The organism is Pseudomonas sp. NUPR-002 (genome assembly GCF_056322725.1).
This window is the reverse complement of sequence record NZ_CM150476.1, coordinates 49,944-74,049: the sequence shown is the minus strand read 5'-3', so window position 1 is coordinate 74,049 and position 24,106 is coordinate 49,944. Positions and strand designations below refer to the sequence as shown.

General features: G+C 60.2%; 23 protein-coding genes. 7 read left to right on the top strand and 16 right to left on the bottom strand.

Going from position 1 to position 24,106, the window contains the following annotated elements; genetic code table 11:
• Positions 1-4: 4 nt before the first annotated feature.
• On the bottom strand, positions 5-2,227 hold the full coding sequence (gene katE / locus ACVWSC_RS00350; protein WP_442111196.1) for a catalase HPII: 2,223 nt from the start codon (positions 2,225-2,227) through the stop codon (positions 5-7).
• Positions 2,228-2,369: 142 nt separating this feature from the next.
• Between katE and ACVWSC_RS00345 the strand changes: the two genes are divergently transcribed.
• From ACVWSC_RS00345 to ACVWSC_RS00335, 3 genes are all read left to right on the top strand, one after another.
• Positions 2,370-3,377, top strand: coding sequence for a methionine ABC transporter ATP-binding protein (locus ACVWSC_RS00345; protein WP_442111194.1), 1,008 nt, complete (start codon positions 2,370-2,372; stop codon positions 3,375-3,377).
• Positions 3,377-4,048, top strand: a complete 672-nt coding sequence (locus tag ACVWSC_RS00340) for a methionine ABC transporter permease (protein WP_442111192.1) — start codon at positions 3,377-3,379, stop codon at positions 4,046-4,048. Before ACVWSC_RS00345 ends, ACVWSC_RS00340 begins: the two co-directional genes overlap by 1 nt.
• 62 nt (positions 4,049-4,110) lie before the next feature.
• The gene (locus ACVWSC_RS00335; protein WP_442111190.1) at positions 4,111-4,881 is read left to right on the top strand and encodes a MetQ/NlpA family ABC transporter substrate-binding protein; all 771 of its coding nucleotides are present in this window, start codon (positions 4,111-4,113) and stop codon (positions 4,879-4,881) included.
• 76 nt (positions 4,882-4,957) lie between these two features.
• On the opposite strand, the gene ACVWSC_RS00330 is transcribed toward ACVWSC_RS00335, so the two are convergent.
• From ACVWSC_RS00330 to ACVWSC_RS00310, 5 genes are read right to left on the bottom strand one after another with little or no spacing between them, the layout of a single operon-like run.
• On the bottom strand, positions 4,958-5,590 hold the full coding sequence (locus ACVWSC_RS00330; RefSeq protein ID WP_442111188.1) for an SCO family protein: 633 nt from the start codon (positions 5,588-5,590) through the stop codon (positions 4,958-4,960).
• Positions 5,587-6,486, bottom strand: coding sequence for a heme o synthase (cyoE, locus tag ACVWSC_RS00325; protein ID WP_442111186.1), 900 nt, complete (start codon positions 6,484-6,486; stop codon positions 5,587-5,589). The genes ACVWSC_RS00330 and cyoE overlap by 4 nt, the downstream gene beginning before the upstream one ends.
• Positions 6,471-7,547, bottom strand: coding sequence for a COX15/CtaA family protein (locus tag ACVWSC_RS00320; protein ID WP_442111184.1), 1,077 nt, complete (start codon positions 7,545-7,547; stop codon positions 6,471-6,473). Before ACVWSC_RS00320 ends, cyoE begins: the two co-directional genes overlap by 16 nt.
• A 9-nt stretch (positions 7,548-7,556) precedes the next feature.
• Positions 7,557-8,150: a hypothetical protein gene (locus ACVWSC_RS00315; RefSeq protein WP_442111182.1), complete on the bottom strand. Its 594-nt coding sequence runs from the start codon at positions 8,148-8,150 to the stop codon at positions 7,557-7,559.
• Positions 8,116-8,856, bottom strand: coding sequence for an SURF1 family protein (locus tag ACVWSC_RS00310; protein ID WP_442111180.1), 741 nt, complete (start codon positions 8,854-8,856; stop codon positions 8,116-8,118). The genes ACVWSC_RS00315 and ACVWSC_RS00310 overlap by 35 nt, the downstream gene beginning before the upstream one ends.
• A 63-nt stretch (positions 8,857-8,919) precedes the next feature.
• Between ACVWSC_RS00310 and ACVWSC_RS00305 the strand changes: the two genes are divergently transcribed.
• Positions 8,920-9,123 (top strand): twin transmembrane helix small protein, encoded by a 204-nt coding sequence (locus tag ACVWSC_RS00305; RefSeq protein ID WP_442111178.1) that lies wholly within the window; start codon positions 8,920-8,922, stop codon positions 9,121-9,123.
• A 6-nt stretch (positions 9,124-9,129) separates the two neighbouring features.
• On the opposite strand, the gene ACVWSC_RS00300 is transcribed toward ACVWSC_RS00305, so the two are convergent.
• The 4 genes from ACVWSC_RS00300 to coxB are packed head-to-tail and all read right to left on the bottom strand — an operon-like array spanning position 9,130 to position 13,393.
• On the bottom strand, positions 9,130-10,017 hold the full coding sequence (locus ACVWSC_RS00300; RefSeq protein WP_442111176.1) for a cytochrome c oxidase subunit 3: 888 nt from the start codon (positions 10,015-10,017) through the stop codon (positions 9,130-9,132).
• A gap of 12 nt (positions 10,018-10,029) precedes the next feature.
• Positions 10,030-10,599, bottom strand: a complete 570-nt coding sequence (locus tag ACVWSC_RS00295; protein ID WP_133213462.1) for a cytochrome c oxidase assembly protein — start codon at positions 10,597-10,599, stop codon at positions 10,030-10,032.
• A gap of 24 nt (positions 10,600-10,623) precedes the next feature.
• Positions 10,624-12,213, bottom strand: coding sequence for a cytochrome c oxidase subunit I (ctaD, locus tag ACVWSC_RS00290; protein WP_400174007.1), 1,590 nt, complete (start codon positions 12,211-12,213; stop codon positions 10,624-10,626).
• A gap of 52 nt (positions 12,214-12,265) precedes the next feature.
• A complete protein-coding gene (gene coxB, locus ACVWSC_RS00285; RefSeq protein WP_442111174.1) occupies positions 12,266-13,393 on the bottom strand; it encodes a cytochrome c oxidase subunit II in 1,128 nt (375 codons plus the stop codon).
• A 369-nt stretch (positions 13,394-13,762) separates the two neighbouring features.
• Here coxB and ACVWSC_RS00280 point away from each other — a divergent pair, with 369 nt between their 5' ends.
• On the top strand, positions 13,763-14,404 hold the full coding sequence (locus ACVWSC_RS00280) for a hypothetical protein (RefSeq protein WP_442111172.1): 642 nt from the start codon (positions 13,763-13,765) through the stop codon (positions 14,402-14,404).
• Positions 14,405-14,483: 79 nt separating this feature from the next.
• Here the strand turns inward: ACVWSC_RS00280 and ACVWSC_RS00275 are convergent, their stop codons facing one another.
• The 6 genes from ACVWSC_RS00275 to prlC form a co-directional block, all read right to left on the bottom strand.
• The gene (locus ACVWSC_RS00275; RefSeq protein WP_442111170.1) at positions 14,484-16,016 is read right to left on the bottom strand and encodes a SulP family inorganic anion transporter; all 1,533 of its coding nucleotides are present in this window, start codon (positions 16,014-16,016) and stop codon (positions 14,484-14,486) included.
• 185 nt (positions 16,017-16,201) lie between these two features.
• Positions 16,202-16,921: a carbonic anhydrase gene (locus tag ACVWSC_RS00270; protein ID WP_442111168.1), complete on the bottom strand. Its 720-nt coding sequence runs from the start codon at positions 16,919-16,921 to the stop codon at positions 16,202-16,204.
• Between the two features lie 245 nt (positions 16,922-17,166).
• A complete protein-coding gene (locus tag ACVWSC_RS00265) occupies positions 17,167-18,225 on the bottom strand; it encodes a PA0069 family radical SAM protein (RefSeq protein ID WP_442111166.1) in 1,059 nt (352 codons plus the stop codon).
• A gap of 75 nt (positions 18,226-18,300) precedes the next feature.
• Complete coding sequence (locus ACVWSC_RS00260; protein ID WP_442111164.1) at positions 18,301-20,325, bottom strand: M3 family metallopeptidase; 2,025 nt, start codon at positions 20,323-20,325, stop codon at positions 18,301-18,303.
• Between the two features lie 111 nt (positions 20,326-20,436).
• The gene (locus ACVWSC_RS00255) at positions 20,437-20,718 is read right to left on the bottom strand and encodes a YheV family putative zinc ribbon protein (RefSeq protein ID WP_442111162.1); all 282 of its coding nucleotides are present in this window, start codon (positions 20,716-20,718) and stop codon (positions 20,437-20,439) included.
• Complete coding sequence (prlC, locus tag ACVWSC_RS00250) at positions 20,715-22,766, bottom strand: oligopeptidase A (RefSeq protein ID WP_442111160.1); 2,052 nt, start codon at positions 22,764-22,766, stop codon at positions 20,715-20,717. The genes ACVWSC_RS00255 and prlC overlap by 4 nt, the downstream gene beginning before the upstream one ends.
• A gap of 91 nt (positions 22,767-22,857) precedes the next feature.
• Between prlC and ACVWSC_RS00245 the strand changes: the two genes are divergently transcribed.
• Positions 22,858-23,406: a gamma carbonic anhydrase family protein gene (locus ACVWSC_RS00245; protein ID WP_442111158.1), complete on the top strand. Its 549-nt coding sequence runs from the start codon at positions 22,858-22,860 to the stop codon at positions 23,404-23,406.
• A 29-nt stretch (positions 23,407-23,435) separates the two neighbouring features.
• On the top strand, positions 23,436-24,086 hold the full coding sequence (locus tag ACVWSC_RS00240) for an HAD family hydrolase (protein WP_442111156.1): 651 nt from the start codon (positions 23,436-23,438) through the stop codon (positions 24,084-24,086).
• Positions 24,087-24,106 lie beyond the last annotated feature (20 nt).

The window sequence follows — 24,106 nt, the reverse complement described above, 5'->3', positions numbered from 1 at the left end:
GCGCCTACGCGGGAATCGCCTGGGCCGCAGCCTCCCGCGCCCACACCCGATGCTTGCCGATGGCCGTGATAAAGGCCTGGTAGGTTTTCCCGTCGTCGCCCACCAGCAAGCCTTCATCGACCTTCAGGCCCGTGCTGTCGAGCAACGGCTGTGCCTCGCTGGCCAGCCCCATGGGCTTGAGGTGCTTGTAGGCTTCCAGCAAAAAATGCAGGGCTGCGCCACTTGCCAGCAAGGCTTGGGTAGACGCTTTGCCAGCAGCGACCCACACGGCATCGAACATCACCGACGGCATGCCATCCAGCGAAGCATCCACCGCCAGCGACTTGCCTTGAGCCGTCTTCACCGGTGCCGAGGTCGGCCCCAACAGGTTGATCTGCGCGCTTTCTGCCTCCAGCGCCTTGACCAGCGCATCGACACGTTCTCCATCCACACCATTGGCCACCAGCACCGCCACTTTGTGGCCGCGGATGCCTTCGCCCAACAGGTTCATCTGGCTAAGGGCGGGTGAATGCTTGAGGCCAAGTTCAGGCACCTCGGCCGTGCCTTTTTTCGGCGCTGGCAAACCAAGGTTCGCCGCCACCTGCGCGGCCAGCTTGAGGTCGATGTTGGCGAGGATCTCGTTGACTACGCGCGTGCGGATCTCAGCCCGCTCAACCTTGCCCAGCTCGAAGCTGTAGGCGCTGATGATGTGCGCTTGCTCGGTCGGGCTCATGCTGTGGAAGAACAACCGCGCCTGGGAGAAATGATCAGCAAACGACGGGCTGCGCTGGCGCACTTTGTGCGCTTCGATCCGCTCCGGATACGACTCGAAGCCACCCTCGCTGGCGGCTGGCGGCGTTTCCTGCGGCCAGCCGCCGTCGATGGAGTTTGGCTCATACGAGGCCCGGCCTTTATCCAGCGTGACGCGATGCTGGGCATCGCGTTGGCCGTTATGGTTGGACGCCAACGGCCGGTTGATCGGGATTTCGTGGAAGTTCGGCCCACCCAGACGGCTGATCTGGGTATCGGTGTAGGAAAACAATCGCCCCTGCAGCAGCGGATCATTGGAAAAATCGATACCCGGGACGATGTGCCCCGGGCAGAACGCGACCTGTTCGGTTTCGGCGAAAAAGTTGTCCGGGTTGCGGTTGAGCACCATCTTGCCCAGCGGTGTCACCGGCACCAGTTCCTCGGGGATGAGCTTGGTCGGGTCGAGCAGGTCGAAATCGAAGTTATGTTCATCCTCTTCAGCAACGATCTGCACACCGAACTCCCACTCGGGATAATTCCCGGTTTCAATCGCCTCCCAGAGGTCACGGCGATGGAAGTCGGTGTCTTTGCCTGCCAGCTTCTGCGCTTCGTCCCACAGCAGCGAACACACACCCGCTTTAGGCTTCCAGTGGAATTTCACCAGGCTCGATTTGCCTTCGGCGTTGATCAATCTGAAGGTATGCACGCCAAAGCCTTGCATGCTGCGCAAACTCTTCGGAATCGCCCGGTCAGACATCGCCCAGATCACCATGTGCGCCGACTCCGGCACCAGTGAAACAAAGTCCCAGAAGGTGTCGTGCGCGGAGCCGCCGGTGGGCATCTCGTTGTGCGGTTCGGGTTTGACGGCATGGACGAAGTCAGGAAACTTGATGGCGTCCTGGATGAAGAACACCGGCATGTTGTTGCCAACCAGATCGAAATTGCCCTCGTCGGTGAAAAATTTCACCGCAAAGCCCCGCACGTCGCGCACCGTGTCACCCGAACCACGCGGCCCTTGTACGGTGGAGAAGCGTACGAAGACCGGGGTGATTTTCTCCGGGTCCTGGAGAAATCCGGCTTTGCTCAGCGCGGCATGGCATTCGTATGCCTGGAAGTAGCCATGGGCACCGCAGCCACGGGCATGGACAATACGCTCAGGGATGCGCTCGTGGTCAAAGTGCGTGATTTTTTCACGCATGATGAAGTCTTCCAGCAATGACGGCCCGCGTGCACCTGCGCGCAAGGTGTTCTGATTGTCAGCTATCTTCACCCCTTGGTTGGTACGCAAGGCCTGGCCGGTGGCATCACTGCGGAAGGTTTCCAGGCTTTGCAGCTTGGCGTTGGTATTGGCCCGGTCCGGTGTCTGGGTGCCGGCCAGTTGACTTTCCTTGGGCGGATTCTTCTTGCTGGGCATTGGAACGCTCTCCTCGATCAGTCTTGGTTCGGCCCCACGGCGGGCCCTTTCAGTAGTGACTGGCCGGGCTCGGCGAGCGTTCATTCGGATTGACCACTGATCGCGTTATTCCCGTAGCATTGGTCAATTGCGAAATAAATGCTAAGAACCTCTATACGAACAGGCTAAAATGCGCGCCCCGGCTAACCGCTGACCCAAATTCCATGCGCCCCACAAGGTTCGCTACGTGATCGAGTTTCAAAATGTGCATAAAACCTACCGCGTTGCCGGTAGGGACATCCCCGCGCTGCACCCGACCAGCCTGAGCGTTGAAAACGGCCAGGTGTTCGGACTGATCGGCCATTCCGGCGCCGGCAAAAGTACCCTGCTGCGCCTGATCAACCGTCTGGAAGCGCCAAGCGGCGGCAAGATCATCGTTGACGGTGAAGATGTCACCGCGTTCAACGCCAACGACCTGCGGCGCTTCCGCCAGCAAGTCGGGATGATCTTCCAGCACTTCAACCTGCTGGCATCCAAGACCGTAGCCGACAACGTCGCGCTGCCACTGACCCTGGCCGGCGAGCTGTCGCGCAAGGACATCGACGCCCGTGTCAGCGAGCTGCTGGCCCGTGTCGGGCTGTCAGAGCACGCGAAGAAGTATCCGGCACAGCTGTCCGGCGGCCAGAAGCAGCGCGTCGGGATTGCCCGCGCCCTGGCCACCAAGCCGAAAATTCTGCTCTGCGATGAAGCCACCAGTGCGCTCGACCCGCAAACCACAGCCTCGGTGCTGCAACTGCTGGCCGAGATCAACCGCGAACTGAAGCTGACCATCGTGCTGATCACCCATGAAATGGACGTGATCCGCCGGGTCTGTGACCGGGTTGCGGTGATGGACGCCGGGCAGATCGTCGAGCACGGGCCGGTGGCCGATGTGTTCCTGCATCCGCAGCACCCGACCACCAAGCGCTTCGTCCAGGAAGACGAGCAGATCGACGAAGACGAGCAGCGCGACGACTTCGCCCATGTGCCGGGCCGCATCGTGCGCCTGACCTTCCAGGGCGATTCCACCTACGCGCCGCTGCTGGGCACAGTAGCCCGCGAAACAGGCGTGGACTACAGCATCCTTGCCGGTCGCATCGACCGCATCAAAGACACCCCGTATGGGCAGCTGACCCTGGCCGTCACTGGCGGCGACATGGAGGCGGCCTTTGCCCGCTTCACGGCGGCTGATGTTCATATGGAGGTACTGCGTTAATGGACGCTTTGAGTTTCTTTGCCAACGTCGACTGGGCCGAAATCTGGCTCGCCACCATCGACACCATGGTCATGCTGTTCGGCTCGCTGCTGTTCACCGTGCTGCTGGGCCTGCCCTTGGGCGTGCTGCTGTTCCTCTGCGGCCCGCGGCAGATGTTCGAGCAGAAAGGCGTGTATGCGCTGCTGTCGTTCGTGGTTAACGTGCTGCGTTCGCTGCCGTTCATCATCTTGCTGATTGTGATGATTCCGTTCACGGTGCTGATCACCGGCACTTCGCTGGGCGTCGCCGGGGCCATTCCACCACTGGTGGTGGGGGCAACGCCGTTCTTCGCACGCCTGGTGGAAACTGCGCTGCGCGAGGTCGATCGCGGCATTATCGAAGCCACCCAGTCGATGGGCGCCACGACCCGGCAGATCATCATGAACGCCTTGCTGCCTGAGGCCCGTCCGGGCATCTTCGCGGCCATCACCGTGACCGCCATTACCCTGGTGTCGTACACCGCGATGGCTGGTGTGGTGGGTGCTGGCGGCCTCGGTGACCTGGCGATCCGCTTCGGTTACCAGCGTTTCCAGACCGATGTGATGGTCGTCACCGTGGTCCTGCTGCTGATACTGGTTCAAGTGCTGCAGAGTGTGGGCGACAAACTGGTTGTGCATTTTTCCCGTAAGTAACCCCATGGGTCGGCGCTGCCGACGCACCGGGGGCCGGCTCGGCCCTCACAAGGAGTGATTTGATGAAAAAGCTGCTTGCTGTTGTTGCCGCCGTTGCGGCCTTCTCCGCCCAGGCCGAGACCCTGACCGTCGCCGCCACCCCGGTGCCGCACGCCGAAATCCTCGAGTTCGTCAAACCGGCGCTGGCCAAAGAAGGTGTGGACCTGAAAGTGAAGGTCTTCACCGACTACATCCAGCCGAACGTTCAGGTGGCCGAAAAGCGCCTGGACGCCAACTTCTTCCAGCACCAGCCGTACCTGGATGAATTCAACAAGGCCAAGGGCACCAAACTGGTCAGCGTTGCCGGTGTGCACCTGGAGCCACTGGGCGCTTATTCCAGCAAGTACAAGAAGCTCGACGAGCTGCCATCGACTGCCACCGTGGTTATCCCTAACGACGCCACTAACGGCGGCCGTGCCTTGCTGCTGCTGGACAAGGCCGGTGTGATCAAGCTCAAGGACAACACCAACATCCTCTCGACCGTCAAAGACATTGCCGAGAACAGCAAGAACCTGAAGTTCCGTGAACTGGAAGCGGCCACCATTCCGCGTGTGCTGACCCAGGTCGACCTGGCGCTGATCAACACCAACTACGCGCTGGAAGCCAAGCTGAACCCGGAAAGCGATGCCCTGGTTATCGAGGGTGCTGACTCGCCTTACGTGAATATCCTGGTGACCCGTGAAGACAACAAAGACGCCGACGCGGTGAAGAAGCTGGTTGCAGCCCTGCACACCCCGGAAGTGAAGAAGTTCATCGAAGAGAAGTACAAGGGCGCGGTTAAGCCAGCGTTCTGATTCGGTAATCTATCGCGGGGCAAGCCCGCTCCTACAGGAGATCGCCTGTGGGAGCGGGCTTGCCCCGCGATGCATTTCAGTCCCGCTTAACCAACCCCGGCAACTGCGCCACCAGCTTTTGGTTGTTGAACGGCGCACGAATAAAACCACGCTGCTTGCCATCCGGCCCCAGCAGCGCCAGGTTGCCGCTGTGATCCACCGTGTAATTCGGCTTGCTGGTATCGGCTGGAATGAACGGAATGCTCACCGCATTGGCCAGCTTCTGCAGGTTATCCAGTGAGCCGGTCACGCCGCGGAAGTCTTTGTCGAAGTACCCCAGATACTGTTTCAGCTGCGCCGGCGTGTCGCGGTTCGGGTCAACGCTGACCAACACCACCTGCAGCCGCTCCACAGCTTCTTTAGGCAGCTCGCTTTTCACCTGACGCAGTTGCGCCAGGGTGGTCGGACAGATGTCCGGGCAGAAGGTGTAGCCGAAGAACAGCAGCGACCACTTACCTTTGAGCTCATCCATTTGCAGCGTCTGGCCGTTCTCGTCGGTCATCTCCAGCGCCGGCACGGTACGGCTTTGCGGCAACAGAATAATGCCGGCATCGATCAGCTCGGTCGGGTTGCCTTCGCTGCGGCCATTGAGCACCTTGTTGACAGCCAGCCCAAGAAACACGGCGACCAGGGCAACGAGGATAAAGACGGTTTTCTGGGTTCGAGTCATAAGTTCAACAGTAAGTAGTGGTCTACAAGCAGCGCGATGAACAGCAGCAACAGGTACCAGACAGAGTACTTGAAGGTCTTGATCGCCGCGTGCGGCCGACTGCCACGGTACAACACCCAGGCCCATTGCAGGAAGCGCGCGCCCAGCAGCACGGCGCTCAGCAGGTACAGCGGCCCACTCATGTGAATGACATACGGCAGCAGGCTGACCGCCAGCAATACCAAGGTGTAAAGCAGGATGTGCACCTTGGTGTACTGCTCGCCATGGGTCACCGGCAACATCGGAATATCCGCCTTGGCGTACTCTTGCTTGCGGTGAATGGCCAAGGCCCAGAAGTGCGGCGGGGTCCAGGCAAAAATGATCAGCACCAGCAGCAGCGGTTCAGCGCTGATGTGGCCGCTCACCGCGACCCAGCCCAACAGCGGCGGCGCTGCACCTGCCAACCCGCCGATCACGATGTTCTGCGGTGTCGCGCGTTTGAGAAAGCCGGTGTAAATCACCGCGTACCCCAGCAGCGAGGCCAGGGTCAGCCAGGCGGTGAGGGCGTTGGTGAACACCAGCAGCAAGGCCATGCCCAACAGCGACAGTAACAGGGCAAAGGTCACCGCAGCGGACGGTGCTACCCGCCCTTCAACCACCGGGCGTTTGTGGGTGCGGGCCATCAGCGCATCGATGCGTCGGTCGAGTACATGGTTAATCGCCGCGGCGCCACCGGCACAGCAGGCGATTCCGAGGTTGCCAAATAACAGCACCGTCCACGGCACGCCTGCGCGCGTGGCGAGAAACATCCCCACCAGCGACGTGATCAGCATCAGCACAACGACCTTCGGCTTGGTCAATTCCAGGTAGTCGCGCCAACCCGCCTGGAGTTTGCGTTCGCTCAGAAGCGTCGCCATGAGTTGTCTCCCAGATAATGTACGACACCGCCACTGCTCAACGGTGTCAGGCGCCAGCCCTGGCTGACCCGGCGAGCCTTGGCCACCAGGCGAATGCGGTAATTGACCAGCACCATGCACAGCAACAGCATGGCCCCGCCAGCGTTGTGGGCTACAGCCACTGGCAGTGGCAGGTGGAACAGAACGTTGCTGATGCCCAGGCCGACCTGCACCGCCAACGCCAGCAGCACCAGGCGTGCGAGCCTGGCAAGTCCGTGGCGGTAGAGCTTCCAGCTCAGCAGTAACAGCACGCCGGTGACCAGCAACGCGCCCAGTCGGTGACTGAGATGGATAGCGGTGCGGGCATCACTGTCCAACTGCCCGCCGAGGTAGTTGGGGCCGATGTGCTGGGTGAGATGAAAGCCATTGGCGAAGTCCGCCTGCGGCCACCACTGGCCATGACAGGTGGGCAAATCAACACAGGCCACCGCCGCGTAGTTGGCACTGACCCAGCCGCCCAGGGCGATTTGGCCGATTACCACCAGCAACGCCAGGGCCGCTACCCGCCGCACACTCAACGGCAGCTTGGGCAACGGCGCGAACGCGCGCGACAAGCGCAGGCTCAGCAAGAACAACAGGCTCAAAGTAGCGAAACCGCCGAGCAGGTGCGCGGTCACCACCTGCGGCCACAGCTTGAGGGTCACCGTCCACATGCCAAAGGCAGCTTGGGCGAACACCACGCCGAGCAGCAGCAACGGCAAACGATAAGGCTGACCATCACGCCCATGACGCCGCCAGGCTTGCACTGCGAGCAGGGTGATCACCAAGGCCAGGGTGCCGGCAAAGTAGCGATGGACCATCTCGTTGCGGCCTTTATGGTGCTCCACCGGCGTATCCGGAAAATGTCGCTCGGCGTGCGCCAACTGCGCTTCGGTTTTCGGCACGCTGATGAAACCGTAACAGCCTGGCCAGTCCGGACAGCCAAGGCCGGCGTGGGTGAGACGGGTATAGGCACCGAGCAAGACAACAACCAGTGCCAGCAGGGTGGCGAACACAGCGAGGCGGAATCCGGGTCTGGCCATGAGGGTGTCCTAGCCGATGTTGGACAGCTTCAGCAGGTGGCGCAGGTCATTGAGCAAATCCTTGCCCTTGACCCTGGCGTCGTAGCGCAGCACCAGGTTGCCGTGTGGGTCGACGATCCACAGCTGGGCATCCTGCTTGCCCTGGCTGACCGTCTCGTACTTGCTCAGGTCCAGTGGGTAGCGTTGCAGCTGTGGGTATTCACGTTCCAGTCGAGCCTGGAAGTCCGCACTCAGTGGCTGGGTCACGGCCAGCGCATGACTGGCACGGCTGGCATCACGCCCCAGGCCGATCTGGATCTGCCGGGCCAGGTACACCAACTGCTGGCAGTCCAGCCCGCATTCTTTGGGGGCACTGACCAGCAACTGCCAGCGCTGCACATCAGCGTTGACGCCAAGGTCGGCACGGCTTTGCCCGTTGCCGATCATTTCGCCGTGATAGCTGCGGCTGTCGGGCACCCAGAACTGCAGTTTGTACATGGCCGTGGCCAGCAGCATCGGGCCGATGACCACCAGCAGGATCAAGATCAGTTGCAGGCGTCCACGGGCGCGACTAGACGGCGTCTTGCCTTCAGACATGTTGAGTGGACTCGTGACGGCTCCCATGCTGTTTCTCCTTGTTGTTATGCCAGCCGAAGTAGAGGTAGAGCAGAACCAACGCCAAGGCCAGGGCAAACCACTGCACGGCATAGCCCAGGTGTTTTTCCGGGCCCATGGCAACCACCGGCCAGTCCAGGCGGTAGCTGGCCGGGCCTGCTTGCAGACGTAATTCGTAAGGGAAGCCTTCGCGAGCCAGCTGTGGCCAGAGGTGACGGGCATCAATCGCCGTCAGCAGCCGCGGCCAACTGCCGCCTTGCGGGTCGGCATGCAGCTGAAAGGCCGCGCCGGGGGCGACATACACCCAGGCATCCAGGCTCAGCGGCTGCTCCGGGGTAGTGAACTGCACGGGGGTGCGCCGGTCTGGCCAAGGCAACCAGCCACGATTGATCAGCAGCCAGAGGCCGCTGTTCTGGTCGAGAAACGGTTGCAGCAGTTCGACGCCGACCCGACCATCACGCAGGCGATTGTCGAGCAACAGGCTGTGCGCGGCATCGAAATGACCGTACAGGTGCACCCGCTGATACGCCGGATCCGGCAGCTGCGGCAGTTGCCCGGCGGCGATGGCTTCACCGGCCTGGCGCTCAGCGTAGCGGGCAAGCAGCTCGCGCTTTTCCTGGGCACGCGTGAGCTGCCAGCAGCCCAGGGCAATCAGCCCGGGCAACAGCAGCAGTACCACCAGGGTCGGCACCCAGCCTGGGCGAAATGGCTTCACCCGATCACCCCATGGTCAGTCGCTATACTTAAAGTCATCGATGCATCCCCCCGGAGTTTCGCCATGCTCAAAGCCGCGATTGTCCTGATGCTGCTGGCCACCATCGCTAGCCTGTTCAGTGGCCTGATCTTTCTGGTCAAGGACGACGGACACTCCACGCGTCTGCTCAAAGCCCTGACCGTTCGGGTCACACTCGCTGCGCTAACCCTGGCGCTAATCACCTGGGGCTTCTACAGCGGCCAACTGGTCTCCCATGCGCCGTTCTGAGCCGGCTCACAGCACGTAAACGAAGATAAACAGCCCCACCCACACCACATCGACGAAGTGCCAGTACCAACTGGCGGCCTCGAAGCCGAAGTGTTTATCGGCGTTGAAATGCCCGCGCATGATCCGCACCAGCATCACAATCAGAATGATTGTGCCCATGGTCACGTGGGCGCCATGAAACCCGGTGAGCATGAAGAAGGTGGCGCCATAGATGCCCGAGCCGAGGGTCAGGCCCAGTTGGGTATAGGCCTCGTGATACTCGTAGGCTTGCAGGATCAGAAAGGCGATGCCCAGCGCAATGGTCAGCCCCAGCCAGAACTTCAGGGCACCGCGGTGATCCTTGCGCAAGGCATGGTGCGCGATGGTCACGGTGACACTGGAACTCACCAGCAAAATGGTGTTGATCAACGGCAAGTGCCAGGGGTCGATAATGTCTCTGGGGGGCGGAAACAACTTGGGATCAGGTGTGTTCAGCAGGGGCCAGGAAAATTCGAAATTCGGCCACAGCATGTGCGCTACGCCTTTGGCGCCTTCCCCTCCGAGCCAGGGCCCAGCCAGGTTACGCACATAAAACAGGGCGCCGAAGAAGGCGATGAAGAACATCACCTCGGAAAAAATGAACCAGGACATGCCCCAACGGAATGAGCGATCCAGTTGTGGGCTGTAGAGCCCGGCCCGGCTTTCCTTGACCACCGCCCCGAACCAGCCGAAGAACATGTAGACCAGGCACAGCGCACCGAAGAAAAAGATCCATGGCCCATGAGATTCCGGGCGCCCGGCCTTGAGGTCGTTGAACCAGGTGCCCAGGCCGAACACCGTGATGAACATGCCGACCGTGGCAATGATCGGCCACTTGCTTTGCGCCGGTACGTAGTAGTGCTCATGCGAAGCCATGGAGTGTTCTCCTTATCGGGCGCCCTGTGTGGCCGGGCCCGCCAGGTGTGCAACCGGCGGGTGGCGAGCGGTGATATCGAACAGCGTGTAAGCCAGCGTCAGGTGTTTCACATCCTTGGGCAGGTCACGGTCAACGATGAAACGCACTGGCATTTCGATGCGCTCACCCGGCTGCAGCACCTGCTGGGTAAAGCAAAAGCATTCGGTCTTGTGGAAGTACGCCGCCGCTTCGGCCGGGGTAATGCTGGGAATGGCCTGGGCACTCATCGGCTTGTCGGTCGGGTTGCGGGCAATGAACACCATCTGATTGACCGCACCGGGATTGACGTCGATCTGATCGGCAGTGGAATAGAACTCCCAGACCATGTCACTGGCATTGGTCGACATGAACTGCACTTTCACACTGCGGTTCGGGTCGCTGACCTGGGTACCGGCATACTGCCCGCCGGTCTTGCCGTTGATACCGAAGGCTTTGCACATCACGTCGTAAATCGGCACCAGGGCAAAGCCGAAGGCGAACATCACCACGGTCAGCAGCATCAGCCTCACTACCAGGCGTTTGAGCGAGGTCCCTTCACTCATGGCTCATCCTCCGGCGTTGCGGGTTCATTTCACTTCCGGTGGTGTCTGGAAGGTGTGATAGGGCGCTGGCGACGGCACGGACCACTCCAGCCCTTCAGCGCCATCCCAGGGTTTGGCCGGAGCCGGGGCTCCACCACGAATGCACTTGATGACAATGAACAGGAAGAAGATCTGCGTAGCACCGAAGGTAAACGCCCCGATCGAGGAGACCATGTTGAAGTCGGCAAACTGCAGGTTGTAGTCGGGAATCCGCCGCGGCATGCCAGCAAGGCCCACGAAATGCATCGGGAAGAAGGCCATGTTCATACCAACGAACGACAGCCAGAAATGCAGCTTGCCGAGGGTTTCGTCATACATGTGCCCGGTCCATTTCGGCAGCCAGTAATAGGCCGATGCAAAGATCCCGAAGATCGCCCCCGGCACCAGCACGTAATGGAAGTGGGCCACCACGAAATAGGTATCGTGGTACTGGAAGTCGGCCGGGGCGATGGCCAGCATCAGCCCGGAAAAGCCGCCGATGGTAAATAGAATGACGAAGGCGATGGCGAACAGCATCGGCGTTTCGAAGGTCAGCGAACCCTCCCACATGGTGCTGACCCAGTTGAACACCTTCACCCCGGTCGGCACGGCGATCAGCATGGTGGCGTACATGAAGAACAGCTCGCCGACCACTGGAATGCCAACCACGAACATGTGGTGTGCCCAGACAATAAAGGACAGAAAGGCAATCGCCCCGGTGGCGTAAACCATCGAGGTGTAGCCGAACAGCGGCTTGCGCGAGAACGCCGGAATGATCGAGCTGACCGCGCCGAACGCCGGCAGGATCATGATGTACACCTCAGGATGCCCGAAGAACCAGAACACATGCTGGAACAGCACCGGGTCACCGCCACCGGCAGCGCTGAAAAAGCTGGTGCCGAAGTGAATGTCCATCAGCATCATGGTGACCACACCTGCCAGTACCGGCATCACCGCGATCAGCAGGAAGGCGGTGATCAGCCAGGTCCAGACAAACAACGGCATCTTCATCAGGGTCATGCCCGGCGCACGCAGGTTAAGAATGGTAGCGATCACGTTGATCGCGCCCATGATCGAGCTGATACCCATGAGGTGGATGGCGAAAATGAAGAACGTCACGCTTTCCGGGGCGTAGGTGGTCGAGAGCGGGGCATAGAAGGTCCAGCCGAAGTTCGGCCCGCCGCCGGGCATGAACAGGGTTGAAACCAGCAACAGGAATGCCGCTGGCAACAGCCAGAAACTGAAGTTGTTCATCCGTGGCAGGGCCATGTCTGGCGCGCCGATCATCAGCGGGATCATCCAGTTGGCCAGGCCAACGAAGGCCGGCATCACCGCACCGAAGACCATCACCAGGCCATGCATGGTGGTCATCTGGTTGAAGAACTCCGGCTGGACAATCTGCAACCCGGGCTGGAACAGCTCGGCGCGGATCACCATGGCAAAAGAGCCACCGAGCAGGAAGGCGATAAAGCTGAACCACAGGTACATGGTGCCGATGTCTTTGTGGTTGGTGGTCAGCACCCAGCGCATCAGGCCCTTGGCCGGTCCGTGGGCGTGCTCATGACCGTGGCTGTGGTCGTCGATCACTGCGCTCATGTCCTGTCTCCTGCAGTCCGGTGACTGGTGCGGGAATTGCGGTCAGGCCGGCTCATTTGCTTTCTGCCTGCTTCATCGCCAGCACATCTTTTGGCGTGACCATGTCGCCCTTGTTGTTGCCCCAGGCGTTGCGCTCGTAGGTCACTACCGCAGCGATATCGACTTCCGACAGTTGCTTGCCGAACGCCGCCATGGCCGTGCCAGGCTTGCCGTGGAAGACAATGCTCAGGTGATCTTCCTTGGGACCGGTGGCAATTTTCGAACCTTTGAGTGCCGGGAACATCGGCGGCAGGCCCTGACCCTCAGCCTGGTGACAGGCCACGCAGGTGGTGTGGTAAACCTTGTCGCCACGCTCCACCAGCTCTTGCAGCGTCCATTCCTTGCTGGTCAGCTCTTTGAGCTTGGCCGCTTCGGCTTTGCGCTCGGCCAGCCAGGTTTCGTAGTCGGCCTTCGATTTGACCTCGACCACCACAGGCATGAAGCCGTGATCTTTGCCGCACAGCTCAGTGCACTGACCGCGGTAGATGCCCGGCTTCTCGACCCGGGTCCAGGCTTCGTTGACGAAGCCGGGGATGGCATCGCGCTTGACCGCAAAGGCCGGCACCCACCAGGAGTGAATGACGTCGGCGGCGGTCACCAGAAAGCGCACTTTAGCCCCGACCGGCAGCACCAATGGCTGGTCGACTTCGAGCAGGTAATGCTCGTCTTTCGGGGCTTTGTTGTGGATCTGATCGGCGGGCGTGGCCAGGTTGCTGAAGAACTCAACGTCCTGGCCCAGGTATTTGTAGTGCCACTTCCACTGGTAACCGGTGACCTGGATATCGACGTCCGACTCACTGGCATCGTAGATGTCGATCAGGGTTTTGGTTGCGGGAATGGCCATCGCCACCAGGATCAGGAACGGCACCACCGTCCACATGATCTCGACCCAGGTGTGCTCGTGGAAATGCGCAGGCTGCTGCCCGGTGGAACGACGGTGGATGATCATCGACCAGAACATTGCGCCAAAGACCACCAGGCCAATGATCACGCAGATCCAGAAGATGGTCATGTGCAGGTCGAACACTGCGTTGCTGACTTCAGTCGCCCCTGGCGCCATGTTCACGGTCCAGGCGGCGTTGGCCTGACCGAATACCGACCACAACAGGAGGCCCATCCAGACGTGTGGATGTCGCATCATTGCGGGTTCCCCTTATCGTTCTTGTTATCCCGGAGGCGTGGACCTACGGCTAAGGGTACGGCGGCCAAGACTGCGAACTTCGACGACCGAGCCCCTGCGAACTGCAGTCGGGCCTCATCAGCGAATCACCTTCAAACCGGAGTATAGACAGCGACCTCGACCACGCAACGCGATAAAAAATTCAACCGCCTGACAGTTGAACGTTTGCGCGCAAAGCCCCGGTTTAACTAGGATAGAAGCACAATGATGGCATTTCGATATAATTAGTAACTATAAACGGATCAGGGTTATGCAAAATGCGTCTTAGCGCTTTTCAGAACCAAGCTACCTTATGTCTTCCGTTTGTCACGTCTTTACCCTGGAGTTGTCATGAACATCGCCGCTTTGCGCGCGCAGATTAGCCGTGCCCATCAACATGAGACCGAAACCGGCCAACTGAAAGAACAACTCACCAAGCAACTACCGCACCTGCATCCATCGATCCAGTTGCCGGCAATCAACGCCGAAGATGCCTTGGCCCGCTTCGTCGGCGCTTACATTGAACAGGTTCCGGAAATGCTCGAGGCGGCCAATGAAGTGGCCCGCGAAGCTGGCATCGAATCGCAGATCAAGCCGGTGCTGAAAATCGCCGAACAGTATTTCCTGCAACCACCCGCCATCACCAACGCTCATCTGGGCCTGGGTTGCCTGCTGGACGAAGCCTACCTGGCACACCGCCTGGTGGAAGAAGTGAATGACCTGTACATCAAGCACTTCAATCAGCCACTGATCCCGCTGGACACCACCGTGGCCAACTTGATTGCTCACCAACTGATCGGCGAAGAATTTGCCAACCAGCTGGATGAAGTGGTGCACCACTCGGTCGATGAGATGCTCAATGACGAGAGCTTTGCCCTGGAGTCGGTAGAGCAATACCGGGAAAAACTCAGCAGCCCGGACACTGGCGCAGCCTGGAAGCGCTGGCCGTGCCTGTCGCGCCAACTAGGCGTGGGGCTGGATCAGCCGGCCTGACAGTAAACACATCGCGGGCAAGCCCGCTCCCACCGGAATCACACATTCCCTGTAGGAGCGGGCTTGCCCCGCGATAACACTAAGCCCCCAAACCAACCGTCGTACGCACCCGCCCTTCAACCCGGCGTTTTAGCCGGTGCTGCTCGATCACCAGACGGGAGCCGTTGCCCGCATTAGCTCGCCCCCAATCCTCAAGCAACTCAAGACAGGAATGGTCGATATAGCTTAGGTTGGCCAACGGCACATGCAGCGTGGTGCCCACCGGGATCCCCTCCAGAGCCTGTGCCAGCGCCGGAACCTTGAGAAAGGTCGCCGCACCACTCATGCGCAGTTCCAAGTGATCCGGCTCGTCTCGACTGACCACACTGATCTTCAATCTCGCCGCCTTGAGCGCCAGCTTCAACAGGGTCAGGGCAAAGCCCAGCAGCACCCCGGTCAACAGATCAGTGAAGATGATCGCCAACGCAGTAGCGGCATAGGTGAACATCGGCATCCGGCCATAACGGCCCAAGCCCTTGAACGCTTTGAAATCCACCAACTTGATACCGGTATACACCAACACGCCCGCCAGGCTTGCCACCGGAATCTGTTGCAACACGCTGCTGAGCATCACCACAAAGGCCAGCAACCAGACGCCATGCAGGATCGCCGACAGGCGCGTCCGCGCACCCGCCTGAACGTTGGCCGAGCTGCGTACGATCACCCCGGTCATCGGTAGCGCGCCGAGTACTCCGCAAAGCATATTGCCCAAGCCTTGGGCCGACAGCTCACGATCGAAATCCGAACGCTGACCATTGTGCATGCGGTCTACCGCGGCAGCCGACAGCAAGGTTTCAGCACTGGCGATAAAGGCCAGGGCAAAGGCTGCAACCAGCAGGTTCGGGTCAGCGAGGTTGAGCAAGTCGGCCGGGCGCAGCCAGTCGATTGCCTCGCTCAGGTCGGCTGGTACCTGAACGCGATTGACCGGCAGCGCCAGCCAGATACTGACGGCAGTCATCAGCGCGACGCCGAGCAAGGCACCGGGCACAAAACGCAACGACTGCGGCCGCCAACGCTCCCAGCCCCACATCAGCGCAATGGTGCCAAACCCCAGTAGTGCGGCTTTCCAGCCGTTGCCCTGGTGCTCCACTGGCAGCGCCTGACTGACCGTTTCCGGAAACGCTATCAAGTTGGCCAACCCGGACGGCTGCGGTGCGCTGTCGAACAGCACATGCACCTGAGACAAGACAATCAACACGCCGATCCCCGCCAGCATGCCGTACACCACGGCCGGTGCCGTCACCCGGAACCAGCACCCCAGCCGCAAACGCCCGGCCAGCAATTGCAGCAAGCCCGCGAGCAACAGGATCGGGCCAAGCATCGCCACGCCATGCTGGCGCACCAACTCGAACACCAAGACGGCCAACCCCGCCGCCGGGCCACTGACCTGCAGTGGCGAGCCGGCCAGCCAGCCGACCACGATGCCGCCAATAATCCCGGTGATCAGGCCTTTGGCCGGTGGCATCCCCGAGGCAATGGCGATGCCCATGCACAAGGGCAGGGCGACCAGAAAAACCACTACCGATGCCAGTAATTCACGCGGCAGTGCCGCTTTGATCTGTGTTTTGTTCACCGTGTCACTCCTTCTCTCACGTTCACAGCCATTCCGATGGCCGATAACACACCCCTGACGCGCGCGCAGGCGCAGGCCGCCAGCGAGCCGGCAGGGCAGTCAGGGAAATTCAAGGCAGCCGATGACCAGGCCACACCCGGAGGGTGCAGCCGTCAATCAGCGTGTCGCGGGAGTTTCAGGGACGCTTAGTAGCGGCCTTTCGGGGTAGCGCTGGGGATTGGCTGACCGGCAGTCAGCGGCAGGAAGCTGTCGCTCGCGGCGTCATAGGCTTCGATCTGGCTGGTTTCGATGTCGTAGATCCAGCCGTGAATGTGGAGCTGGCCAGCAGCCAGACGCGAAGCAACCGAAGGATGCGTGCGCAGGTGCTGCAACTGCGCGATGACGTTTTCTTTGGTCAGCACTTGCATGCTTTCATGCTCGCTGCCGCAAGAGCAGTTGTCTTCAACCACCGTGCGCGCAACCTCGGCGTGACGCAGCCAGGCCTTGACCGTCGGCATCTTTTCCAGGCTCTGAGGGTTGAGCACTGCACGCATGGCGCCACAGTCAGAGTGGCCGCAAACGATGATGTGATGAACGCCCAGGGCCAGCACGGCATATTCGATGGCGGTGGATACACCACCGTTCATTTGCCCGTAGGGCGGCACAACGTTGCCGACGTTACGGGTGACGAACAAGTCGCCAGGAGAACTCTGGGTAATCAACTCGGGCACGATGCGCGAGTCGGCACAGGTGATGAACATTGCCCGAGGCTTTTGTGCAGTGGCCAGTTTCTTGAACAGCTCTTGCTGCTCAGGAAATACGTCGTGGTGAAACCGCAGAAAGCCATCGACGATATGCTTCAGGGCAGCATCAGCGCTTTCGGCGGGTACATCCGGTACGGCCTTGGATGGGTCCTTGATGGGCATGATTCATCCTCTTTGACGTTTTTAGGTTAAGTCCATTCTACCGGGTTGATGATTCAAACAGCGCATGTCACTTGGATGACCTGCGCGCACCAACAATCACATCAGTTGTTGACTGAATTCCTACGCTACCCGGGAAAACTTAACTCAAACTGAATTGCGAGGCTCTAGCACGGGCATTTCAGCGATTCAAAGCGATGCCAAAATAGTATCAAAAAAGCATCAGTGGCCAATACCCATTATGGAAATCAGAGCAACGACATTTGTCGGCCCGGCGGACAAAATGCAGTGCAATCAAGCGCGTAGCCTTCACGCAGGTTCAGCCCGAAACGACGAATGGCGCGGCTGAAGCGCTGCGCCAGCAACTCGGCAAAAACACCTTCACCGCGCATCCGCGCACCAAAGCGGCTGTCATACAGCTCACCGCCGCGGCTCTGGCGGATCAGGCTCACTACATGACCAGCCCGTTGCGGATAGTGATCCTGCAGCCACTGTTCAAACAACGGCGCGACTTCCAGCGGCAAGCGCAACAACATGTACGCCGCAGTTCTGGCGCCATTGGCCTTGGCGGCCTCCAGCAAGTGCTCCAACTCGCTGTCGTTGATCATCGGGATCATCGGCGAGCACAGAACACCGACGGGAATACCAGCCTCACTCAACACCCGGATGGCCCGTAGCCGCGCCTTGGGGGCTGCCGCCCGTGGTTCCAGTGTGCGCTTGAGTTCGTCGTCGAGCGTGGTCAGGCTGATCATCACTGACACCAGCCGCTGCTGAGCAAGCTCGGTAAGCAGATCAAGGTCGCGAAGGATCAGAGAGCCTTTGGTTACGATAGTGACCGGATGGCGATATCGCAGCAGCACTTCCAGCAAGCGTCGGGTCAGTTGCTGTTCGCGCTCGATGGGCTGGTAAGGATCGGTGTTGGAGCCGAGGTTGATCGGTGCACAGACGTAGCCCGGCTTGCTCAGTTGCTGCTCAAGCACCTCGGCGGCGTTGGTTTTGGCGATCAGCTTGGTTTCGAAATCCAGCCCCGGGGACAAGTCCCAATAGGCGTGGCTGGGGCGTGCGTAGCAGTAAATGCAGCCATGTTCGCAGCCGCGATAAGGATTGATCGAGCGGTCGAAGGGTAGGTCAGGCGAGTTGTTGCGGGTAATGATGCTCTTGGCCGTTTCACTGCGCACTTCGGTGCCTTGGGTCAGCGGCACTTCCTGATACCAGCCGTCGTCTTCTACCACCGAGCGGTTCGGGGCGAAACGATTATGAGGATTGCTGGTGGTGCCGCGACCACGCAGCGGCGCTGGAGTATGCATGGCGCACCCTTTCACTGTTTTTTTATACAGTACAACAGGGTGCTCAGTTGATCCAGCACCGCTGGGCAGCAAACCTCAGGACGCGCTCAATCCATGCCAGCGAAGAAATGGCGCAGCACTCAGCGGGCGCTTGAGAAAGCTTTCGACCCCTACCTGAATGGGCTGCGAAGCGCCAGGCATAAACACAAGCTCATGCAACTCGCGCCCGGTTGCCCGATTGAGCAAGCCTTCCTGCTCAAAACGGCTGAACAGGTCAAAGGCATGCACATCGGCCCACAGGTAGCCGAAATAACCCGCTTCGTAGCCTGTCACCAGATGATCGAACGCATGCAACGGCCTCTCGAAGTCAGCCAGCGGCCAGGCCCCGGCGGCGCTGAAACTGTCTTCGACCCGCTGTTGCACGTTGCGCCCATCATCCGGGGCGTTGTGCAGGTCCATATCAAACAACGCTTTTGCCAGCTCCACCGCCAGCTTCGACTGCTCTTGCGCCTGAAGTTGTTCGAGGAACGTCTGCAGTGCCGGAGCGCTCAGTGGCGCCCCAGTCAGGTAGTGCGAAGAAATGCTCGCCAGGTACTGCGCCGACCAGCACCAACGCTCAAGCAATTTGCCGGCTACCTCAAAGCCACCAGGGCCCAGGTTCTGTACATCCGACAGGTGGTAATTGTTGGTACGTACCAACAGGTGATGCAGACAGTGGCCAAACTCATGAAACACCTTGCGCAGGTCCAGATGGCTCAACAGTGGTGGAACATTGCCCTGTCCGGCGGCCACACTGGCAAACATCGCCACCGCGCTGCCGTGGTAGCGGCCTTCAGCGTCAATATGGCGGTTACTCAGGTAGTAGGTCCAGGCGCCTTCCGCATGTTTGCCGTCCCTGGCGATGGCATCGATGTGCAGATGTCCCTGTAACGCATTGTCCTGCTCGACCTCGAACGTGCGCACACTTGGGTGCCAGCTGGCAGTAGGTGTCTCGCGCAGTACAACACCAAACAGCTGCTTGGCCAGATCGACCAGGGCCTTGATTACGGTATCCAGCGAGAAACAAGCGTGCACCTCGTCTTCGGACAGGCTCAAAGGCATTTGTCGAGCCTGCTTGCGCAGATAAGCGACGTCCCAGGGCTGGACCTGCGGCAGACCCTGCTGCTGGGCAAAGTCCTGCAGGCGTTTACGTTCCTGTTCAAAGCTCGGCTTTGCCTGCCGACTCAGTTGCTGGAGAAAGCGTATCACCTGATCCTGAGAAACACCGCCTTTGCGTTGCAAATTGAACAGTGGAAAGCGATCGAACCCAAGCAAACGAGCCTTTTCCTGCCGGGCATCAGCCAGATCCTGAAAGATTTCACCGTTGTCCTCACCGGGTTCCTGGCTGACCGCGCGTGTCATCCACGCCCGGTACACTTGCTCACGCAAATCGCGGTCTTGGGCATGCTCAATTACCGCCAGGCACGGCGCTTCTTCTAGGGTGATCAGCCATCCGCTCAACGCTTTGGTGTGTGCCGCCGCCGCCATCGCCCCCCGATTGAGTGCCGGTATGCCACGCAGGCGCTGCTCATCCATGATGTGCACATTCCAGGCCTCGCCAGAGCGCACCACGTTGTCGAAAAACGCGTTCTGCAGGTCGCTGATTCGCTGCTCCAGCGCCTGTAGCTGCTCGCGCTGAATGTCCGTCAGGTGAACCCCCGACAGGCGCATGGCTTTAAGGGTTCGTTGCAACGCCGCTTTGCGCTGCCGATCCAGATTCATGCCATAGGTGCTGGCCGCCAGGCGCTCGTACAGGCTCAACAACTCGGCGTTTTGCAGGTTCTGCAGGAAATAGGCCTGGGCCAGATCCCAACACTCATTCGCATCCTCTTGCCAGTCACCTTCGAGTGAAAGCAACGGCGCGATGCTATAGAGGGTGTTGTTCAGACGCGCATCCAACGCATCCACCGCCAGCACCAGGTCGTCCCAGGTTGGCAAGGTACGTTGCTGCTCGATGATGACGTCCAGGGCGATACGGTTATCACTGATGATCTGCTCGACCGCTGCGCGCAGATGCTCAAGGCGGACCGCCGCATAATCGAGCGGCTGGTCGTTTTGCAGGAAGGGGTTATCGCTGTGCATGCTGATTCCAGAGTGACGTGAATAATCTCATCACTCTGGAACGCCGCACTCAATGACGGGTGTTAACTATGTGGCACCCGAAACGTAATTGTATCGGGTGCCACACCCGCCTTACTCGACAGGCTTTTTAAGCTTCGGATTGGGGAAGAACTGTACCGTCTGCACCTTTGCCTCAGCCGGTTTGACTTCCACCTTGTTGACCCGGGTACCCAGCTCTTTGGGCACCGACAACCCCTGTTCATTGAGGGTGTCGGAAAACCCGCACGCCACGCACTCACGGTGCGGAACGCTGTCTTCGCTCCACATCATCAGCTTGTCCGGCTCGCTGCACGCCGGGCAGACCGCCCCGGCGATAAAGCGTTTTTTCGTTTTGATCACGGGCGCATCGCTCATGCCGCCACTTCCTCACTCAAACCACAGTGACGCAAGAGTGCATCGATTGACGGCTCACGGCCACGGAAGTCGACGAACAGCAGCATCGGCTCCTGGGAACCGCCGCGGGCCAGAATGGCTTCGCGGAAGGCACGACCGGTTTCAGCGTTCAGCACACCTTCTTCCTCAAAACGCGAGAACGCGTCAGCCGAGAGCACTTCAGCCCACTTGTAGCTGTAGTAACCGGCGGCGTAACCGCCGGCAAAGATGTGCGCAAAGCTGTTGGGGAAACGGTTGTACGCCGGTGGGCGCATCACCGAAACCTCATCGCGAATGCCTTCAAGCACTTCCAGCACGCTGCGGCCATCGCCATGGCTGGCATGCAATTCGAAGTCGAACAGGGAGAACTCCAACTGGCGGACCATCATCAGCCCGGACTGGAAGTTCTTCGCTGCCAGCATTTTTTCCAGCAGGTCCTGGGGCAGGGCCGCGCCGGTTTCGTAATGCGCGGAAATCAGCGCCAGACCTTCAGGCTCCCAGCACCAGTTTTCCATGAACTGACTTGGCAGCTCGACAGCGTCCCAGGCCACACCGTTGATTCCGGAAACACCTGCATGCTCGATACGGGTCAGCAGGTGATGCAGGCCATGACCAAACTCGTGGAACAGGGTGGTGACTTCGTCGTGAGTCAGCAGCGCAGGCTTGCCGGGTGCGGCCGGGGTGAAGTTACACACCAGGTTGGCCACCGGGCTCTGCAGCTTGCCGTCAGCGGCGCGGCGACGGTCGCGAGCACCGTCCATCCAGGCGCCGCCACGCTTGTTGGCACGCGCATACAGGTCGAAGAAGAAGCGACCGACGTGTTGGCCGTGTTCTTTGATTTCGAACAGGCGCACATCCGGATGCCAGGTGTCGAAGCCCTTGAGCTCAGCAATCTCGATGCCATACAGGCGCTGGACGATGGCGAACAGCCCTGACAGCACTTTGTCGATCGGGAAGTAGGCACGCAGGGTTTCCTGCGAAACGCTGTAGCGTTGCTCGCGGAGTTTTTCACCGAAGAAACCACTGTCCCAGCTTTGCAGGTCTGGGCAACCTTGCTCGGCGGCATAGGCCTTGAGCTGGGCCAGATCCTGGGCAGCGAACGGCTTGCTACGTTTGGCCAGGTCACGCAGGAAGCTCAGGACCTGATCGCTGGACTCGGCCATTTTGGTTGCCAGGCTCAGCTCGGCGTAGTTGGCATAACCGAGCAGCGTGGCCAGTTCCTGACGCAGGTCGAGGATTTCGCGCATCACCGGGCCGTTGTCGAACTGGCCGGCATTCGGCCCCTGATCGGAAGCGCGGGTGCAGTAAGCGGCGTAGATCTCTTCACGCAGGGCGCGATCTTCGGCGTAGGTCATCACCGCGTAGTAGCTCGGGAACTCCAGGCTGATCAGCCAGCCGTCGAGGCCCTTGGCCTGGGCCGCAGCAGCCATTTGCGCCTTGGCCGAATCGGTCAGGCCTGCCAGCGCGGCCTCGTCGGTGACCTGTTTGGTCCAGGCTTGAGTGGCATCGAGCAGTTGGTTGGAGAAACGGCTGCCCAACTCGCTGAGCTTGCTCTGCACTTCTGCATAACGCTGCTGCTTTTCGGCAGGCAGGTCGATACCCGACAGACGGAAGTCACGCAGGGCGTGTTCAAGAATAGTCTTTTGCGCGACGTCGAAACCCGCCGCTTCAGGGCTGGCAATCAGCGCTTCATAGGCCTGGAACAGCTCGCGGTTCTGACCCAGTTCGGTCGCATAAGCGCTCAACGCCGGCAGGCAGGCCTCGTAGGCTTCGCGCAGCTCGGCGCTGTTGCACACGGCGTTGAGGTGACTGACCGGGCTCCAGGCTGCGCCCAGGCGATCATTGAGTTCGTCCATCGCCAGAACCAGGCCGGCCCAGCTTGGCTGCTGACCCTGGCGCTTGAGAATGTCGGCAATAGCGGTACGGTTGTCGGCCAGGATCTGTTCAATCGCCGGCTGCACATGCTCGGCACGGATCGCCGAGAAGGGCGGCAAGTCATAAGACTGCAGGAGCGGGTTGGTCGCACTCACGGTTAAACACCTTGGCAGAAGAAACACTGGACCATCTTAATTACAATCGACGCCGACCGCAGCCCTATCAATACCAAAGAGAACTCCTATCATGGCCATCCGCAGTTTCCAGAACCATACACCCCGCTTGGGCGAACGCGCCTTCGTGGACTGCAGCGCCGTGGTTTTGGGAGACGTCGAGATCGGAGACGACAGCTCGGTTTGGCCATTGACGGTGATCCGCGGCGATATGCACCGTATTCGCATCGGTGCGCGCACCAGCGTGCAAGACGGCAGCGTGCTGCACATTACCCACGCCGGGCCATTCAACCCGGACGGTTTTCCGCTGTTGATCGGCGATGAGGTAACCATTGGACACAAAGTCATGCTTCACGGCTGCACGCTGGGCAACCGGATTCTGGTTGGCATGGGCACCACCATCATGGACGGCGCGGTGGTCGAAGACGAAGTGATCATCGGTGCTGGCAGCCTGGTGCCGCCGGGCAAACGCCTGGAAAGTGGTTTTCTGTATGTCGGCAGCCCGGTCAAACAAGCCCGTGCCCTGACCGAGAAAGAGCGCGCATTCTTTCCCTATAGCGCCAGCAACTACGTGAAGCTCAAAGACCAGCATCTGGCCGAAGGCTACCACCTGCCTGAGTAAACCGGTTTACAGCCCTTATCGAGACAGTCATGCATCAGCAAAACATCCTCTTCGACCTTGACGGCACCCTGACCGACCCGCGCCAGGGTATTACCCGTTCGATCCAGTATGCCCTGGCCAAGCTCGGCATCGACGAGCCGGACCTGGCCCGCCTTGAGCACTTCATCGGCCCGCCCTTACTGCAGGCCTTCATGCAGTTCTACGGCTTCGACGAGGCCAAGGCCTGGGACGCGGTGAACTTCTACCGCGAGCGCTTCAAGGTCACCGGTCTTTACGAAAACCTGGTGTTCGACGGCGTCAAGCCACTGCTCGAAGCCCTGAACGGGCAGGGCAGGACGCTGTACATCGCCACCTCCAAACCTTGGGTGTACGCGCGGGAAATTGCCCGGCACTTCCAGTTCGACCATCACTTCAAGGTGATCTACGGCAGTGAGCTGGACGGCACCCGCACCAACAAGGTCGAGCTGATTGCTCACCTGCTGGCCGAAGAGTCGCTGGACCCAGCGCAAACGCTGATGATCGGCGACCGTAAACACGACCTGATCGGCGCGCGCAGCAATGGCCTTGAAGCGGTGGCCGTGGGTTACGGGTTTGGCAGCCACGAGGAACTCAGTGCAGAGCAGCCGGCTTACCACTTTGCGACCTTGGGTGAGCTGCATCAGGCGTTTCTGCGCGGTTGATGGTCTGATCGCGGGGCAAG